Source organism: Archangium sp., assembly GCF_057119385.1.
This window is the reverse complement of sequence record NZ_DBNGVP010000179.1, coordinates 12,794-29,229: the sequence shown is the minus strand read 5'-3', so window position 1 is coordinate 29,229 and position 16,436 is coordinate 12,794. Positions and strand designations below refer to the sequence as shown.

The window sequence follows — 16,436 nt, the reverse complement described above, 5'->3', positions numbered from 1 at the left end:
TCTGGTCGTACGCGAGGAACGTCGCGCCGCCCGTCTTCGCCAGCACCTTGGTGATGGCCGCCGTCAGGGACGTCTTGCCGTGGTCAACGTGGCCGATGGTGCCGATGTTGACGTGCGGCAAGCTTCTATCGAACTTTTCCTTACTCATTGCTGCTCCTCGCAGACCGGATTCCGGCCGAATCGAGAAAAGGTGCTGCGTCGTGCTCCAAACCCGCAGAAACGTCAATCTAAATCGCCTGCCCCCCATGAGAGGGGCCGGGTGCATCAACGGTTCAGCACGTCCTTGGGTGCCGGCGCGTAGTGGCTGAACCGCATGGTGTAGGTGGCTCTTCCCTGGCTGCGGCTGCGCAGGTCGGTCGAGTACCCGAACATCTTGGCGAGCGGCACCTGGGCGTTGATCGCCTGCACGCCTCCCGGCCGGGGCTCCATGCCCATGATCTTCCCGCGGCGGCCGTTCAGGTCGCCAATCACGTCACCGGTGAAGTCGTCCGGGGTGACGATCTCGCAGTCCATGATGGGCTCGAGGAGCACCGGGGCCGCGGAGCGCACGGCGTCGCGGAAGGCCATCGAGCCGGCGATCTTGAAGGCCATCTCGTTGGAGTCCACGTCGTGCATGGAGCCGTCGTAGGCCTCCACCTTCACGTCCAGCATGGGGTAGCCCGCGATGGGACCACTCTGCATGGCCTCCTGGATGCCATGCTTCGCCGCGTCGACGAGCTCGTTGGACACCACCCCGCCGACGATCTTGTTCTCGAAGGCGAAGCCGGCGCCCGGCTCGTTGGGGGCCACCCGCAGGTTGATGTGGCCGTACATGCCCTTGCCACCCGTCTGGCGGATGTACTTGCCCTCGGACTCCACCGCCTTGGTGACCGTCTCGCGGTAGGCCACCTGGGGCTTGCCCACGTTGGCGTCCACCTTGAACTCGCGCAGGAGCCGGTCGACGATGATCTCCAGGTGCAGCTCGCCCATGCCGGCGATGATGGTCTGCCCCGTCTCCTCGTTCGTCTTCACGCGGAACGACGGGTCCTCCATCATCAGGCGGTTGAGGCTGGTGATGATCTTGTCCTGGTCCGCCGTGGACTTCGGCTCGATGGCCACGTCGATGACGGGCTCGGGGAACTCCATCCGCTCCAGGATGATGGGGTGCTTGTCGTCGCAGAGCGTGTCGCCCGTGGTGGCCAGCTTCAGGCCCACCACCGCGCAGATATCACCGGCGTAGCACTCCTGGACCTCGTCCTTCTTGTCCGCGCGCATCTGCACCAGACGGCTGATGCGCTCGCGCTTGCCCTTCACCGAGTTCCACGCCGCCGTGCCCGCCTCCAGCTTGCCCGAGTAGATGCGGAGGAACGTGAGCGTCTGCGACGGGAACTGCGGGTCGTTCATGATCTTGAACGCCAGCGCGCTGAACGGCGCCTTGTCATCTGTCGGCCGCGTCTCGTCCTCGCCCTTGGGGCTCTTGCCGTGCACCGGGGGCACTTCCAGCGGGTTGGGCAGGTAGTCCACCACCGCATCCAGCAGCGGCTGCACGCCCTTGTGCTTGAAGGCCGAGCCACAGAACACGGGGAAGATCTTCATCCCCAGGCACCCCTTGCGGATGGCGCCCCGGATCTCCGCCTCGGTCAGCTCCGTGCCCTCGAGGAACTTCTCGGTGAGCGCGTCGTCCTGCTCGGCCGCCGTCTCGACGAGCTCGGCGCGGGCCGCGGTGGCCTCCTCGAGGAACTCCTCGGGGATGTCCACCACGTCGTACCGGCTGCCCTGCTCCGAGTCGTGGAACACGAGCGCCTTCATCCGGACCAGGTCGATGACGCCGCGGAGCTTCTCCTCCGTCCCGAGCGGCAACTGCAGGCGCACCGGGCGCGCACCCAGCTTCTCGCGGATGGAGTTGACGGACATCACGTAGTCCGCGCCCACCCGGTCCATCTTGTTGATGAAGCAGATGCGGGGGACCTTGTACTTGTCCGCCTGACGCCAGACCGTCTCGGACTGGGGCTCCACGCCATTCACGCCGTCGAACACGGCGATGGCGCCGTCCAGCACACGCAGCGAGCGCTCCACCTCAATGGTGAAGTCCACGTGGCCGGGGGTGTCGATGATGTTGATGCGGTACTTCTGGTCGCTCCTGCTCCAGAACGCGGTGATGGCGGCGGAGGTGATGGTGATGCCGCGCTCGCGCTCCTGGGGCATCCAGTCCGTGGTCGTGGTGCCTTCATGCACCTCGCCCATCTTGTGGATGGCTCCCGTATAGAACAGGATCCGTTCCGTGGTCGTGGTCTTGCCGGCGTCGATGTGCGCCATGATGCCGATGTTGCGATAGCGCTCGAGCGGATACTCGCGAGGCATTTCTCCGAACCTCTCCAGAACAGGACGGGCGGTTCCCCTGCCCTTCCAACCACGAAACCAACGAAACGGTTGTCAAAGACCTGAAACACCCGGACGCGGAGGTCCGCATCCGGGTGCCGGATACTACAGGAGACGCACGACTACCAGCGGTAGTGGGCGAAGGCCTTGTTGGCCTCGGCCATCTTGTGCGTGTCCTCGCGCTTCTTCACCGCGTTGCCACGGTTGTTGGCGGCGTCCATGATCTCGCCCGCCAGCTTCTCCATGGCCGTCTTCTCACCGCGCGCCTTGGCGTAGGTGATGATCCAGCGCATGCCCAGCGCCACGCGGCGATCCTGACGGACCTCCACGGGCACCTGGTAGGTGGCGCCACCGACGCGGCGGCTCTTCACCTCGAGCACAGGCTTGACGTTGTCGAGGGCCTTCTTGAACGTCTTGAGGGGGTCCTCCTTCGCACGCTCTTCGATGAGCGAGAAGGCGCCGTAGCACACCCGCTCGGCGATGGACTTCTTCCCCTTGCGCATCAGGTCGTTCACGAACTTCGTGACGAGGCGGTCCTGGAACTTCGGATCGGGAAGGATCTTGCGCTTGGCTACTACGCGACGACGAGGCATTGCTCTGTATCCCTTACGCCCCGCTCCCTTGCACCCGGGAGTCTAAAGTGGGGCTTCGAACTGCGTTGGTGAACTCAGGAAGGCTCCCCAGGGTGCGGGGCAAGCATCCCAATGAAATGAAACGAAGGTGATCTCGAGCGGAACTCAGCTCGGGCGCTTGGCGCCGTACTTCGAACGGCTCTGCTTGCGGCCGGCCACGCCCACCGAGTCCAGCGTGCCGCGGACGATGTGGTAGCGAACGCCCGGGAGATCCTTCACACGGCCACCGCGGATCATCACCACCGAGTGCTCCTGGAGGTTGTGACCCACGCCGGGGATGTACGAGGTGACCTCGATCCCGTTCGTCAGACGAACACGCGCCACCTTGCGGAGGGCCGAGTTCGGCTTCTTCGGAGTGGTGGTGTACACGCGGGTGCACACGCCACGCTTCTGGGGGCACTCCTTCAGAGCGGGGCTCTTACCCTTGATGTTCAACTTCTCGCGGCCCTTGCGGACCAGCTGGCTGATAGTCGGCACTGAACTCCTCTTCCTTCCCGATTGATCCGGGGGGGTGTCCCCGGGGGCGCATACAAACCTACAACTGCGCTTGAAAAAGGGTCGCGAGTATAGGGAGGGGACACCCTGTGTCAAGCGACTGCTGGCCCACGGCATGAACCGTGAACCCCACGGGCATCCATTCCTACACTCTGACAACGGGGTCGGTCCTCTACTCCCCCGGCTGCTAGAAGTCGAGCACCATCACGATCGCGTCCTCGGGCGGCTGGCCCTCGTCCACGTAGTAGTTCGGCCGCACCCCCACCGGGCGGAAGCCGAACGACTTGTAGAGGTTGATGGCGGCCTCGTTGCTCTTGCGCACCTCCAACGTGGCCAGGCTGCACTTGCGCGCCCGCCCCTCGGCCAGGGTGGCCTCCATCAACTCCCGCCCCACCCCCCGCCTCCGGTGCTCCGGCGCCGTCGCCACGTTCAGCACGTGCACCTCGTCGTGGACGATCCAGAAGATGGAGATGCCCAGCAGCCGCTTCCCCCCCTCCGGCAGCGGCTCCTCCAACAGGAAGATCACGGACCAGTCGTGGCTGAGCTCACGCTGCAGCAGCTCGAACGACCAGGGGTTGCGGAACGAGGCCTTCTCCAGCTCCATCACCGCCGGCAGATCCTCCCGCGTCATCCTGCGGATGAGGAACGCAGACTCCGGCCTGGGCCTGCTCCCGGGACGGAGATCCTCGCGCATGCGTCTCATGGCTGCTCCCCCTCCTGGATCCGCGCGAAGGGCGCTACCCGCCGGATGCTCGCGCTCTCCCGGACCTGCTTGAACTCTTCCCCCGCCAGCTTGTTGTAGCGGTCCCGGAACAGCTTCTCCCGGATCGTGTCCCGCACCGCCTCGAACGGACCACCCAGCGTTCCCTTGTTCTCATCCCAGTACCGCCGCACCTCCGCGTCGCTCACCTGCGCGCGCAGGCGGATCCGGCTGTCCAGGATGCGCTCGGCCCGAACGCTCCGCTCCAGCACCGCCGTCAGCTGCTCCAGGTCCGCGTCGTGCCGGGCCAGGAAGGCCAGCAGCGCCGTCTCGTCCTCGAAGCGGTCGCGGAACGCCCTCAGCCGCGCATCCACCTCCGAGCGCTCCGCCTGGAAGGCCTGCAGCCGGTCCGCCCCCGCCACCAGCAGCCGGTAGTTGATGGCCAGCTCCAGCGCTCCCCGGAGCGTCTTCTCGTCGAGCGAGGCATCCGCCGCTCGCATGCCTCCTCGCTGCACCAACGAGACCCGGGCCTCGAACTCCAGCTCGCTCAGGGTCAGGACCTGGGTGCCGATGACCGCCACCACCCGGTCGATGACCCGGCTCCCGCCCCCCGAAGCGCCAGAAGAGGGCTCGGCAGGAGGCTCGGGGGCAGGCGGCCGGGCGGCGGCCACGGGCACCAGCGCGAGCCAGCCCACCACCAGCACCGTCTTCGTCCCCTGTCGGTACCGCGCTGACATGCTCTCCCTCGCGCCTCCGGCCACTTTATACATCCCGACCCTGGCTCACACGCCTTGCTGGCGATCGCCGCACGGCAGGTTACGTTGTTGCTGTTTCGGAGGGCGGTCACACCATGGCGGACGACTACTACCAGATTCTCGGCGTGTCCCGGACGGCGCCGGCCGACGAAATCAAGAAGGCCTTCCGCAAGCTCGCTCGCAAGTACCACCCGGACGTCAACCCGGGCGACAAGGCGGCCGAGGAGAAGTTCAAGCAGCTCAACGCGGCCTTCGAGGTGCTCTCGGACGAGCGCAAGCGCAAGCTGTACGACGAGTTCGGCAACGAGGCGGCCCAGTTCGGCTTCGACGAAAAGAAGGCCACCCAGTACCGCGCCTACAAGGCCGCCCAGGCGGCCGGCGGCGGCATGCCCTTCGGCGGCGGCGGCGGGGGCGGCGGCGTGGACTTCGACCTCGGCGACATCCTGGGCGACATCTTCAACCGCGCGGGCGGCGGCGGGGGCGGCGGCGTGGACTTCGGCGAGATGTTCGGACGCGCCGGGGGAGGCCGGGCCGCCGGTCCCACTCCGGGCGAGGACATCACGGCCACCCTCACGCTCAGCTTCAACGAGGCCCTCACCGGCGTCGAGCGCGGCATCTCGCTCCAGCGCCCCGGCCGCTGCCAGCGCTGCCAGGGCGCGGGCCAGGTGGGGACTCCCTCCACGTGCTCCACCTGCGGTGGCACCGGACGGGTGCGCCGCAGCGGCGTGCTGGGCATGAACACCAGCGGCACCTGCCCCACCTGCCGGGGCTCCGGCCGCGCCGCGCCCCCCTGCCCTTCCTGCCAGGGCTCGGGCGTCGTGGACGAGACGGCCCGGCTCACCGTGAAGATCCCCGCCGGTGTCCACACCGGCTCCAAGATCCGGCTGTCCGGCCAGGGCGCCGCGGGCTCGCGCGGGGGGCCTCCCGGGGACCTCTACATCGAGACGATCGTCTCCGAGCACCCCCTGGTGCGCCGCGAGGGCGACGACCTCTACATGGACCTGCCCGTCACCGTCTCCGAGGCCATGCTGGGCGCCGAGGTCCGCGTCCCCACCTTCCAGGGCGAGGTGACGGTGAAGGTGCCCGAGGGCTCCCAGTCCGGCCGCCGCATGCGCCTGCGCGGCCGGGGCGCCCCCTCGCTCAAGGGCGGACCCGCCGGAGACCTGTACCTCACACTCCAGGTCAAGGTGCCCGAGCAGCTCTCGAACGAGGCCCGCAAGGCCGCCGAGGCGCTCGCCCGGGCCTACCAGGGAGATGTGCGGGGCTCCCTGCAGCTCTAATCGACGGCTGGTCACTGGCCATCCAAGCTTCTTGCGTTAGCTTGCGCCGCGTCCTACACGGCGCCCAAGACACTCGTATCCACCCCGCGGAGCCTCTTTCCTCATGGGCATCTTCGATTTCCTCGGCGGCTCCGGCCCCGAAAAAGCCCTCAAGCTCAAGTCCAAGGTGACCCAGAAGTACGGGGACCCCACCACCCGCCAGAAGGCCCTCCAGCAGCTCGGGGAGATGCGCATCCCCGAGGCCGTCACCGTCCTGCTCCACCGCTACACCATCACCGTGGAGCCCCTCACCACCGACGCCGACGAGAAGGAGCACGTCTTCGAGCTCATCAAGAGCTTCGACAAGGAGGCCGTGGCCCCCGTCACCGAGTTCCTGCGCAAGAACGAGCAGGCCACCTCCTGGGCCCTCCGCATCCTCGAGGCGCTGCTGCCCGAGCCCGAGGTCGTCTCCATCGTCGTGGACACGCTCAACACCCTGAGCACCCAGTACATGCGCGACCCCGAGAAGAAGGTCGTCCTGCTCCACTTCGTCACCGGCAAGCAGGATCCGCGCATCGCCCCCGCCGTGCTCCCCCACCTCGACGACATGGCCGACGAGGTGAAGATCGCCGCCCTCAAGGCGCTCGGCCCCCAGAAGCATGAGCCGGCGCGCGAGCCCATCCTCCGCCTGCTGACCTCCGGCGACACCGCCCGCCGCGTGCAGACGGCCGCCCTCGCCGCGCTCCAGGAGAGCGGCTTCGGCGTCCAGGGCTACCGCGAGAAGGTGGAGGCCGTGATGAACGAGCCCTACTACCTCGACGGCAGCGGCCACGTGCAGCGCCGCGGCTGATCCGCTGGCCCCGAGCCTCCCGGGTTGACGCCGCGTGCGTCCCCGCTCCACCCGGAGCGGACCGCGGCATGGGACTGTCCAGAACCCCACGGGTGGGGAGCCACTCACCCGCCCTGATGTCACCTATCCGACACGGCAATTGTCCTGCGGTCGTCCCCTGTTCCGAGAGGGCCCGGGGAAGGGTTCCCACCCCGGCTCCCGGTGGCGCAGGATCGGCTCGCGTGGCGATCGCGCCGCCCCCACTCATGGACGGGGATGGACGCGCCGCCCCCTGGTTGCCGAGGTAGCTCCGTGCCGAAGAAGAAGGTTCCGCATCTGGCAGAGATCGTCACCCTCCGTCCCGAGGTGAAGAAGCCCCGGCGGACGGTCAAGCCCCAGCCTCCCGTGGACGGCGAGGCCGCCGAGCGCGCCCTCGTGGAGATGTCCCAGCACATCTCCTCCAGCGCCGGCCCCACCGAGGCCCTCCGCTCGCAACTGCAGATCATCCACGGCCTCATGCAGGCCAAGGCCTGCTACGTGGCGCGCTTCGAGCCCTCGCGCAACCAGCTCCACGTGGAGCACGTGCGCGGCCGCTACGACGAGCGCATCACCGCCGCCACCCCCGAGCAGGGCCTCATCGGCCGCGCCTTCGCCGAGAAGTCCATCCAGCGCGACGAGGAGACCGTCGCCGTGCCGCTCGACAGCCCCCATGGCGTCAGCGGCGTGCTCGCCATCCTCGCGCCCCGCCGCGCCGTCTCCGACTCCATGCTGCTGGCGCTCGCCGGCCAGCTCTCCGCCGCCTACGAGGTGGCCCGCCTGCGCGACGACAGCGCCCGCCGCAACAAGGACCTCCAGACGGCCATCGCCGGCCTCAAGGCCCTCGAGCAGAGCCGCGACGAGCTGCTCGGCAACGTCTCGCACGACCTGAAGAACCCCCTCACCACCCTCAAGGCCTACCTGGCCATGATGGGACGCGAGAAGCTCGGGCCCATCTCCGACTCCCAGCGCCGCGCGGTCCAGGTGTGCGATCGCAGCGCCGACCGCATGCTGCGCATGGTGAATGATCTGCTGCTCATGTCCCGCCTCCAGGCCGGCAAGATGCAGCTCAACCAGCGCCCCTTCGGCCTCAAGGCCGTGGCCGAGGAGGTCCTCCGCACCCTCACCCCCATGGCCGAGCAGGCCAAGGTGCAGCTCACCCTGCCCCCCTGCGGCGAGGTCTTCGTCCGCGGCGACCGCGAGCGCATCGCCGAGGCCATCCAGAACCTCGTGGAGAGCGGCATCCACCGCTGCGAGGCCGATGACACCGTGGAGCTGCGCGTCTCCGTCGAGGACGGGCTCGCCCTGCTCACCGTGAAGGACTCCGGCCCGGGCATCGGCAACGAGGACCTGGAGCACGTCTTCGATCCCTTCTACCGCCCGGAGACCACCCGCGGTCAGGGCCGCAGCCTCGGCCTGCCCCTGGTGGCGAAGATCCTCGCGCTGCACGGCGGCCGCGTGGAGGCCTCCAGCACCCTGGGTGAAGGCACCTCCTTCCAGATGGTGCTGCCCATGTTCGCCGGCGCCGTCAGCACCCCCGAGAGCGCCCAGGCCGGCCCCCGCGCCGGTGGCATCCTCCTCGTCGAGGACGACGCCGACTGCCGCGAGGTGCTCCAGCAGGTGCTCGAGCAGGAGGGCTACCGGGTGATGTCCACCTCGGGCGCCGCCGAGGCCCGCTCCATCCTCTCGCACATCCGCCCGGCCATGGTGCTGTTGGACCTGCGCCTCAGCGAGGAGGACGGTCGCTCCGTGCTGCGCTTCATCCGCGGCACCGAGTCCCTCGCGGACATCGCCGTCTACATCATCTCCGGTGCCAGCGAGGTCTCCACCCTCGGCGCCGGCCAGGGCCTGGACCGCATCGACGGATTTTTCGAGAAGCCACTGCAATTGCCCCGGCTGCTCGACACCGTGGCCGCCGTGGTCCGCCCCAGCCGCCGCAACCCCGCGGTCACCTGAAAGGGAATTCCGGCCCGATGCGTTGACAGAAGGTGCGCGGAATACGCCCCGCTTCGCTTAGTATCCGCGCGATCCAATGAATCCTTCCGTCTACTCCCGTTATCGGACTGCCTTCGTCGAGGCGCTCGCCCAGGCCCTGGGCGTCCCCGCCTCCGAGCTCGAGTCCCAGGTGAAGCCGGCCGACCCGGCTCACGGTGACTTCTCCTTCCCCACCTTCCCCCTGGCCAAGGCCCAGAAGAAGGCGCCTCCCGCCATCGCGGCCTCGCTCGCCCAGAGCATCAAGGTCCCGGGCCTCGACGTGGTGGCCGCCGGCCCCTACGTCAACGCGAAGTTCGCGCTGATGCCCTTCACTTCTGAAGTCCTCGACGCGGTGCGCTCGCAGGGCGCGCGCTACGGCGGCGGCGACGTGGGCGCCGGCAAGACGGTGGTCATCGACTACTCGTCGCCCAACATCGCCAAGCCCATCGCCTTCCACCACATCCGCTCGACGATGATCGGCCACAGCGTGGCCAACCTGCACCGGGCGCTCGGCTACAAGGTCGAGGGCATCAACTACCTGGGTGACTGGGGCAAGCAGTTCGGCCTGGTGGCCGTGGGCTTCCAGGAGTACGGCGACCCGGCCCGGCGCCAGGAGATGCCCCACCTGGTGGAGGTGTACGTCAAGGCCAACAAGCGCGCGGAGGCCGAGCCCGCCTTCGACGAGCGCGCCCGCGACTTCTTCCGGCGCATGGAGGCCAATGACACCGAGGCGCTCGCGCTGTGGAAGGAGTTCCGCGAGACGTCCCTGCGCGACTTCGAGCGCGTCTACGCCCGGCTCGGCGTCAAGTTCGAGCACATGGAGGGCGAGAGCTTCTACCAGGGCAAGATGGAGCCGGTGATCGAGGAGATCGCCCGCAAGCCCGGCATCAAGCAGTCCGAGGGCGCCACCATCGTGGACCTGCCCTACGAGGAGAACGAGCCGCCCGTGCTCCTCAAGAAGAACGACGGCAGCACCCTGTATGCCACGCGCGATCTGGCGGCGGCCATCGACCGGTACGAGCGCTTCCACTTCGACAAGGCGCTGTACGTGGTGGCCACGGACCAGGCGCTGCACTTCCGGCAGCTCTTCCGCGTGCTCAAGGCCATGGGCCGCGAGTGGTCGGATCGCATGGTGCACGTCAACTTCGGCCGCGTGCACGGCATGAGCACGCGCAAGGGCAACGTGGTGCTCCTCACCGACGTGCTCGACGAGGCCAAGGTCCGCGCGCGCGAGAAGGTGGAGGAGAACATCAAGGCGGGGAAGATGCAGACGGACGACCCCGAGGGCCTGGCCGAGCAGATCGGCATGGGTGCCATCTTCTTCGGGGACCTGAAGAACCGCCGGACCACGGACTACACCTTCGACTGGGAGGACGTCGTCAACTTCGAGGGTCACTCCGGTCCGTACCTCCAGTACGCCCACGCGCGCACCTGCAACGTCCTGCGCAAGGGCGGCGGGGTTCCGGCCTCGTATGACGCGTCGCTGCTCACCCTGCCGGAGGAGCAGGCCGTGCTGCGCGCCATCGCCCGGCTGCCGGTGGTGGTGCAGGAGGCGGCGGAGCAGATCGAGCCCAGCTTCGTCGCGCGGTGGCTGTTGGACCTGGCCGCCGAGTTCAGCCGCTACTACACGCTGGGCAACCAGGATCGCAGCAAGCGCGTGCTCGTGGAGGACAACGAGCCCGTGAAGGCCGCGCGGCTCGCGCTGACGGATGCGACGCGGGCGGCCCTGGCCTCCGGCCTGACGCTGCTGGGTATCGCTACTCCCGAGAACATGTAACGAGGCTCGCGTGGATAAAGGGGGGCCGCACGTGGACACCGCATTGACACCCGCTGTGAATCACAGTGAGGCGTTGAAGGAAGAGTTCGGGCGCATCTCCCGGATCCTGGGGGAGCGCTACTTCGACGGGGTGCGCTTCCCCGCCGAGGCCGAGGACGAGCTGCGCGCGCTCCATGCCAAGGGGTTCGTGGTGCACGTCATGCGCACCACGGCGTGGATCAACTTCCTCTACCTGGCCTGGGCCATGGTGCGCCGGGCCCTGCCCCCCGTGCGGGCCGTGGTGAACCTGCGTCCCTGGTTCACCCGCCCGTTCCGCAAGACGGCCCAGCGCGGCGACTTCGACGTGCGCTTCACCTACGCCCGGCGCCAGGCCGGCAGCGGCCTCATCTTCCTCAAGAAGACGGCCCTGCTGAGCGCCGCGGGCAAGGACATCGAGGAGAACCCCTTCCCCGCCCTGGTCGCCATGGCGCGCAAGAGCGACAAGACCATCTTCCTGGTCCCCGAGCTCTTCGTCTGGGAGAAGCGCACCTCGCGCATCAAGCCGAGCGTCCTGGACCACGTCTTCGGCAGCCCGGACGCCCCCGGCTTCGTGCACTCGATGGTGGCGTTCTTCCGCAATTACCGCCGCGCGCAGTTCCGCGTGGGCGAGCCCATCGATCTCAAGCGCTTCATCGAGCAGAACCCGCAGGACTCGGACGAGCTCATCGCCCGCAAGGTGCGCAGCGCGCTCAACCACCACCTGGCCCGGGAGACGCGCGCCGTCTTCGGCCCGCCGGTGAAGCCGCACGAGCGCATCCTCGAGGAGACGCTGCGCGACCGCACGCTGCGCAAGTCGCTCGACGCCGTGGCCGCCGAGAGCAACCGCAAGCCCGAGAGCGTCCTGCGCCAGGCCCGGCGCAACCTCCAGGCCATCGCCGGCAAGCCCAGCCCCACCACCCTGTCCTTCGTCGCCCCCGTGCTCGGCTGGGTGTTCAACCGCATCTACGACGGCATCGAGGTGGACGAGGCCGGCCTCAACCGCGCCCTCAAGGCCGCCAGCAAGGCCCCCCTCGTCCTGTGCCCCTCGCACAAGAGCCACGTGGACTACCTGGTGATGAGCTGGATCCTCTGGAACCGCGGCTACGCCGTGCCCCTGGTCGCCGCGGGCGCCAACCTGTCCTTCTTCCCGCTCGGGCTCCTCCTGCGCCGCTGCGGCGCCTTCTTCCTGCGCCGCTCCTTCAAGGACGACAAGGTCTACGCCGCCACCTTCAAGGGCTACGTGAAGAAGCTCGTGCACGACGGCGTGCACCAGGAGTTCTTCCCCGAGGGCGGCCGCTCGCGCACCGGCAAGCTGCTGCAGCCCAAGCTGGGCATGTTCACCTGGCAGCTCGAGGCCGTGCTCGAGGGCGCTCGCAATGATCTCATCTTCGTCCCCGTGTCCATCGACTACGAGAAGGTCGTGGAGTCGGGCAGCTACTCGAAGGAGCTGGCCGGCGGCGAGAAGAAGCCCGAGGACATCAAGGCCCTGCTCAGCACCCCCAAGGTGCTCGCGGCGCGCTACGGCCGCATCCACCTCACCTTCGACGAGCCCCTGTCCCTCGTGGAGCTGATGAAGAGCCGCGGGCTCGACCCGGCCCAGCCCATCACGGACGATCAGAAGAAGGGCCTCGTGCGCGCCCTGGGCAACCGGGTGATGTACGGCATCAGCAAGGTGTCCACCGTGACGCCGCATGCGCTGGTGAGCGCGTCGCTGCTCGCCCACCGCCGCCGCGGCATCACGAGCCGCGAGCTCACGGACCGCATCACCATCCTGCGCCGCATCGCCGCGGAGGATCAGGCACCGCTGTCCACCATGCTGAAGGACTCGCCGAGCAACCCGGAGGCGATGGGCGCCATCCAGGACGCCATGCGCACCTTCTGCTCGGACGGCATGGTGCGCACGCAGAAGGCGCACGGCGAGGTCATCTACCAGACCGAGGACAACCGCCGCGGCGAGATGTCCTTCTACAAGAACACGCTGATGAACCTGGTGGCGGCGCGCAGCCTCGTGGCCAACGCGCTGCTGGTGGGGGCCCCGGCGCCGTTCGACGAGGTGAAGGCCCGGGCGCTGTGGCTCTCGCGCCTCTTCAAGGTGGAGTTCATCTACCGGGTGGGCGCCAGCTTCGACACCATCTTCGCCGAGGTCGTCGAGCGGCTGGTGCGCATGGGGCTGGTGCTCCACGAGGGGGACACGCTGAGCGTGGCGCCGGAGCCCCATGCCCGGCCGGAGCTGGAGTTCCTCGCGGACCTGCTGCGCGACTACCTGGAGGCCTACCTGATCGCCGCGCAGACGCTGCAGGAGGTGGCCGCGGGCACGGCGCAGGATCGCAAGTCCTTCGTGAAGCAGGCGCTGGACCTGGGCCGGGCCGAGTACCACTCGGGGCGCATCACCGCGGCCGAGTCCCTGGCCAAGGTGACGCTGGAGAACGCCGTGGCCTACATGGTGGAGCAGCGCTACCTGGTGGAAGAGGACAAGAAGCTGAAGCTGGGGCCGGCGGCGCCCGACGTGGCGGCGAGCAAGCAGTTCGCCGAGGAGATCCGCCGCTACCTGCGCCACCAGGGCTGAGCCCTCACGGCGACGTCCGGAAGGGCACCCGCACCTCCTGCCCGAGCGGGTTCCCTTCCCGGTCCGTCAACGACGTGCGCAGCACCAGCGTGTACGCCGTGCCCGGCGTGAAGGCCCCCGTCTCCGTGCCCACGGTGACGGTGTACGGCACGTCTCCCCGCTCGATGCTCTCGCCCTCGTCCGAGCCGGGCGGCACCGTCAGCTTCAACGGAATCTCCACCCGGCCCTCGAAGACGGCGATGCCCGGGCGCAACGTGCGGACATCCATCGACTCGGAGAAGAGGATCTCCAACGTGCCGGTCGCCGGCAGCGTGCCTCCGGCGCTCGGCTCGGTGGACACCACGTCGGGCGGATCCGTGTCGCGCGCGGCGAGGAAGGGCTCTCCCGGATCCAGGCACGCGGTACACCCCAGCAAGCCCACCCACAGGAACCGGCGCATCAGCGGCACCCCTTCCCCACGAGGCTCTCCTCGGTGTGGCACTTGAGACACGCCCGGTCATTGGCCGCCGCCACCCGCTTGCACGCCGCGGCGAAGCCATCCGGGTGCGGATTCACCTGCCTGCGCACCGAGCGCTCCGAGTGGCAGCTCATGCACGACTCCTCGCGGTGGCAGGACACGCACTGCTGGATGTCGCGCGAGGCCACCACCCCATGGTGCTGGGGCCCGGGCGTCTCCACCCACGCGGTGTAGTCCGGGTGCACCTTCACGTTGCGCGAGCGCAGCGAGCGGTCCGCGTCCATGCCCACGCCCGTGCGCTCGTGGCACGAGGCACAGAAGGACTGCGTCCGGTGGCAGCTCGAGCAGCGCGCGCTGTCCTGCCGCGCCTGCACCGGGTGCAGCGTGAGGTAGTCGTTGGGGTGCACCGGCAGCGGCTTCTGCAGCGCGTCGTGGCACGACTGGCAATAGGACTCGGCGTGGCACGACATGCACGTCTGCCGGTCCACCGACGCGCGGTTGCCGTGGGTGAACTCGTAGCGCGGCCCGTGATCCAGGCCCAGCGGGTTGCCCTGCATCGGCCGCAGCACCCCCGAGGGGAACGAGAGCTGCAACCGCCCCGAGGGCTCCGCCGGGTGACAGCTCTTGCACTGCTTCGTGGCCACATTGCCGTCATGGCATTCGAAGCAGGAGGCCATCTTCGGCAGCTGCTGCCGGGTGGCGAGCTTCACGTCCGTCATGCTCCCGTGGCACGCCGTGCACTCCACCTTCTTCGCCACGTGCACCTCGTGGCTGAAGCGCAGGTTCGCCGGGGGCACGTCCACCTTCGCGGGCGCCACGCGCACCGTGGGATCGAACCCCGGGTGGCACGTGTTGCAGCCCGACGGCGGGTCCGTCTTCGCCCCCTTCCGTGCCGCCTCCAGGTCATGACAGGTCTCGCACTCCGCGTGGCCCGGCAGGTTGCGCTCCTTCGCCGAGTCACTGGACGTCACGCCCTCGTGGCAGGTGACGCACTCGGCGCCACCCGCCAGGTGCTGCGCGTGGTCGAACTTCAGGGGGATGTGCTGGGCCGGGTAGACGGCGAGGCTGCGCTCGCGCGCGGTGGCCGCCCAGGCGAGGCCCGCCACCAGGAGGGACAGGGCCACCAGGCCCAGGGCTGTACGAGAGCGGCGCTCCATCTACAGGCTCGCCTTCAGGTCGAAGAGGAAGAACACCTTGGAGTCCCAGCGGGTGAACGGGTTCACGTTCTGCTCGAGCACCAGGGACAGGCGCGCGGCCCGGGACAGCGCCTGGCTGGCCCACAGCTGCGCGCCGAGGAAGTTGCCCGCCAACAGCGGGTTGAAGCCATCGTCGATGTGCGCCGCGGACAGCCGCCCGTCCAGCGTGAAGCGCCCCTGCCCGAAGCCGTACCCGGCGGTGAGATCCGCCCAGAGCTGCGTGCCTCCGAAGCCCTGCCGGTACGACAGGTCCAACCCCGAGCGGAAGCGCCCCCACCGCAGCGCCGCGCCCGCCGAGCCGCCCACCGTCTGGGACGGAGGCCCTCCGGGCTCCTTCGCCGCCTCGGCCAGCGCGAGGGTGCTGTTGAGCTCCGTGTGGTACAGGCTCCCCACGCCCTGCACGTAGTAGCGCAGCGGGCCTCGCGGGAAGAAGTCCACCCGCACCCGCGCCTCGTCCCGGGGGGCGAAGGCGAACCAGTACCAGATGGAGTCCGCGGAGAAGACGGGCGAGAGCCGCATCGCCTCACCGCTCACCGCCAGTTGCTCGCCGTCCCAGCGCACCTGCGCGCGGGCCTGCGCCAGCCGGCGCCCCAGCATGTCGAAGTCCACTCCCGCCAGCGCGCTCAGCCCGAGCCCCCGCCCGTACCGCGCCTCCAGCGTCGCGCGCTCGAGGTCCGTCTTCCCCTCCACCAGCGACCGGCGGTAGCCCAGCGACGCGGAGATTCCCTTCAGGTCCTCCAGCAGCAGCTTCGCGCCGTACACCGGCTCGAGCGCCGTCAGCGTGGGATCCGCTCCAGCCACGCCCTGCTCCAGCCGCCGCGCGTCGCTCTCGCGCGTGCCATCGGGCTGGTACACCGACGAGGCCAGGAACCCCGCCCCCTTCACCCACAACCCGCCGTACACCTCGGCCCCGAGCCCCAGCGGGCTCACGTAGCGCACCCGCAGGCCATCGAAGGCCAGGATGTCCGCGGTGTCCACGTACAGCTGCCGCCCCAGCCGCCCCTCGAAGCCGTTGCCCCCGTAGCGCACGAAGGCATAGAGCAGGTCCGCGTCCTCCGAGCGCAACCCGTCGATCTTCGCCGCCTCGCCGCGCGGCAGGCCGAAGTCCGCGAAGACGCGCAAGCTGGACTCGAAGCCCACGTCCTGCCCGGTGACGAGCTCGTAGCCGTTGAGCCCGAGGTACTGGACGATCCTCCGGCGCGGCAACAACACCGGCTCGCCAGGAGACGCGTCCCTCCACGCGCGAATCTGGTAGATCTGCGCCTCGGTGCGCGCCTCGAGCTGGAACGCGGATGCCGAAGCGGTGTCCGACACCACGAGCGCCGTCAAAGCGCCCACCACGGTCAACCCTCGCTGCGTTCGTCCCGGGAAGCGCGCCAAAGTG

The 16,436-nt window shown here is 68.9% G+C and carries 14 protein-coding genes; 5 read left to right on the top strand and 9 right to left on the bottom strand.

Annotation, left to right across the window (positions count from 1 at the left end):
• The 6 genes from AC16DP_RS41935 to AC16DP_RS41910 all read right to left on the bottom strand — a co-directional run.
• Positions 1 to 148 (bottom strand): GTP-binding protein (locus AC16DP_RS41935; RefSeq protein ID WP_483957052.1); only part of this gene is annotated, 148 nt, incomplete at its 3' end.
• A gap of 116 nt (positions 149 to 264) precedes the next feature.
• On the bottom strand, positions 265 to 2,340 hold the full coding sequence (gene fusA, locus AC16DP_RS41930; RefSeq protein WP_329734127.1) for an elongation factor G: 2,076 nt from the start codon (positions 2,338 to 2,340) through the stop codon (positions 265 to 267).
• A 140-nt stretch (positions 2,341 to 2,480) separates the two neighbouring features.
• Positions 2,481 to 2,951 carry a 30S ribosomal protein S7 gene (gene rpsG / locus AC16DP_RS41925; protein ID WP_071900193.1) on the bottom strand — a complete coding sequence of 157 codons (471 nt, stop codon included), beginning with the start codon at positions 2,949 to 2,951 and terminating at the stop codon, positions 2,481 to 2,483.
• 144 nt (positions 2,952 to 3,095) lie between these two features.
• The gene (gene rpsL / locus AC16DP_RS41920; RefSeq protein WP_043408969.1) at positions 3,096 to 3,467 is read right to left on the bottom strand and encodes a 30S ribosomal protein S12; all 372 of its coding nucleotides are present in this window, start codon (positions 3,465 to 3,467) and stop codon (positions 3,096 to 3,098) included.
• Positions 3,468 to 3,672: 205 nt separating this feature from the next.
• Positions 3,673 to 4,188: a ribosomal protein S18-alanine N-acetyltransferase gene (gene rimI / locus AC16DP_RS41915; protein ID WP_329734128.1), complete on the bottom strand. Its 516-nt coding sequence runs from the start codon at positions 4,186 to 4,188 to the stop codon at positions 3,673 to 3,675.
• Complete coding sequence (locus AC16DP_RS41910) at positions 4,185 to 4,922, bottom strand: hypothetical protein (protein WP_329734129.1); 738 nt, start codon at positions 4,920 to 4,922, stop codon at positions 4,185 to 4,187. Before AC16DP_RS41910 ends, rimI begins: the two co-directional genes overlap by 4 nt.
• Before the next feature lie 113 nt (positions 4,923 to 5,035).
• Here AC16DP_RS41910 and dnaJ point away from each other — a divergent pair, with 113 nt between their 5' ends.
• The 5 genes from dnaJ to AC16DP_RS41885 all read left to right on the top strand — a co-directional run bounded on the left by dnaJ (position 5,036) and on the right by AC16DP_RS41885 (position 13,399).
• Positions 5,036 to 6,220 (top strand): molecular chaperone DnaJ, encoded by a 1,185-nt coding sequence (dnaJ, locus tag AC16DP_RS41905; protein ID WP_329734130.1) that lies wholly within the window; start codon positions 5,036 to 5,038, stop codon positions 6,218 to 6,220.
• A gap of 103 nt (positions 6,221 to 6,323) precedes the next feature.
• Positions 6,324 to 7,049, top strand: a complete 726-nt coding sequence (locus AC16DP_RS41900; RefSeq protein ID WP_329734131.1) for a HEAT repeat domain-containing protein — start codon at positions 6,324 to 6,326, stop codon at positions 7,047 to 7,049.
• A gap of 291 nt (positions 7,050 to 7,340) precedes the next feature.
• The gene (locus AC16DP_RS41895) at positions 7,341 to 9,020 is read left to right on the top strand and encodes an ATP-binding protein (protein WP_414640809.1); all 1,680 of its coding nucleotides are present in this window, start codon (positions 7,341 to 7,343) and stop codon (positions 9,018 to 9,020) included.
• 76 nt (positions 9,021 to 9,096) lie between these two features.
• A complete protein-coding gene (gene argS, locus AC16DP_RS41890; protein ID WP_329734133.1) occupies positions 9,097 to 10,815 on the top strand; it encodes an arginine--tRNA ligase in 1,719 nt (572 codons plus the stop codon).
• Between the two features lie 31 nt (positions 10,816 to 10,846).
• On the top strand, positions 10,847 to 13,399 hold the full coding sequence (locus tag AC16DP_RS41885) for a 1-acyl-sn-glycerol-3-phosphate acyltransferase (RefSeq protein WP_329734134.1): 2,553 nt from the start codon (positions 10,847 to 10,849) through the stop codon (positions 13,397 to 13,399).
• A gap of 4 nt (positions 13,400 to 13,403) precedes the next feature.
• On the opposite strand, the gene AC16DP_RS41880 is transcribed toward AC16DP_RS41885, so the two are convergent.
• The 3 genes from AC16DP_RS41880 to AC16DP_RS41870 are packed head-to-tail and all read right to left on the bottom strand — an operon-like array spanning position 13,404 to position 16,393.
• Positions 13,404 to 13,838, bottom strand: coding sequence for an Ig-like domain-containing domain (locus tag AC16DP_RS41880; protein WP_329734135.1), 435 nt, complete (start codon positions 13,836 to 13,838; stop codon positions 13,404 to 13,406).
• Entirely contained in the window at positions 13,838 to 15,013 is a 1,176-nt protein-coding gene (locus tag AC16DP_RS41875) for a cytochrome c3 family protein (protein ID WP_329734136.1), read from the bottom strand. The genes AC16DP_RS41880 and AC16DP_RS41875 overlap by 1 nt, the downstream gene beginning before the upstream one ends.
• Positions 15,014 to 16,393, bottom strand: coding sequence for a hypothetical protein (locus AC16DP_RS41870; RefSeq protein WP_329734137.1), 1,380 nt, complete (start codon positions 16,391 to 16,393; stop codon positions 15,014 to 15,016).
• Positions 16,394 to 16,436: the final 43 nt, after the last annotated feature.

Excerpts from the sequence above, each read along its gene's own strand:
- argS (WP_329734133.1), top strand. The coding sequence starts at position 9,097 with ATGAATCCTTCCGTCTACTCCCGTTATCGGACTGCCTTCGTCGAGGCG.
- rpsG (WP_071900193.1), bottom strand. The coding sequence starts at position 2,951 with ATGCCTCGTCGTCGCGTAGTAGCCAAGCGCAAGATCCTTCCCGATCCG.
- AC16DP_RS41910 (WP_329734129.1), bottom strand. The coding sequence starts at position 4,922 with ATGTCAGCGCGGTACCGACAGGGGACGAAGACGGTGCTGGTGGTGGGC.
- AC16DP_RS41875 (WP_329734136.1), bottom strand. The coding sequence starts at position 15,013 with ATGGAGCGCCGCTCTCGTACAGCCCTGGGCCTGGTGGCCCTGTCCCTC.
- AC16DP_RS41880 (WP_329734135.1), bottom strand. The coding sequence starts at position 13,838 with ATGCGCCGGTTCCTGTGGGTGGGCTTGCTGGGGTGTACCGCGTGCCTG.
- rimI (WP_329734128.1), bottom strand. The coding sequence starts at position 4,188 with ATGAGACGCATGCGCGAGGATCTCCGTCCCGGGAGCAGGCCCAGGCCG.
- fusA (WP_329734127.1), bottom strand. The coding sequence starts at position 2,340 with ATGCCTCGCGAGTATCCGCTCGAGCGCTATCGCAACATCGGCATCATG.
- dnaJ (WP_329734130.1), top strand. The coding sequence starts at position 5,036 with ATGGCGGACGACTACTACCAGATTCTCGGCGTGTCCCGGACGGCGCCG.
- AC16DP_RS41900 (WP_329734131.1), top strand. The coding sequence starts at position 6,324 with ATGGGCATCTTCGATTTCCTCGGCGGCTCCGGCCCCGAAAAAGCCCTC.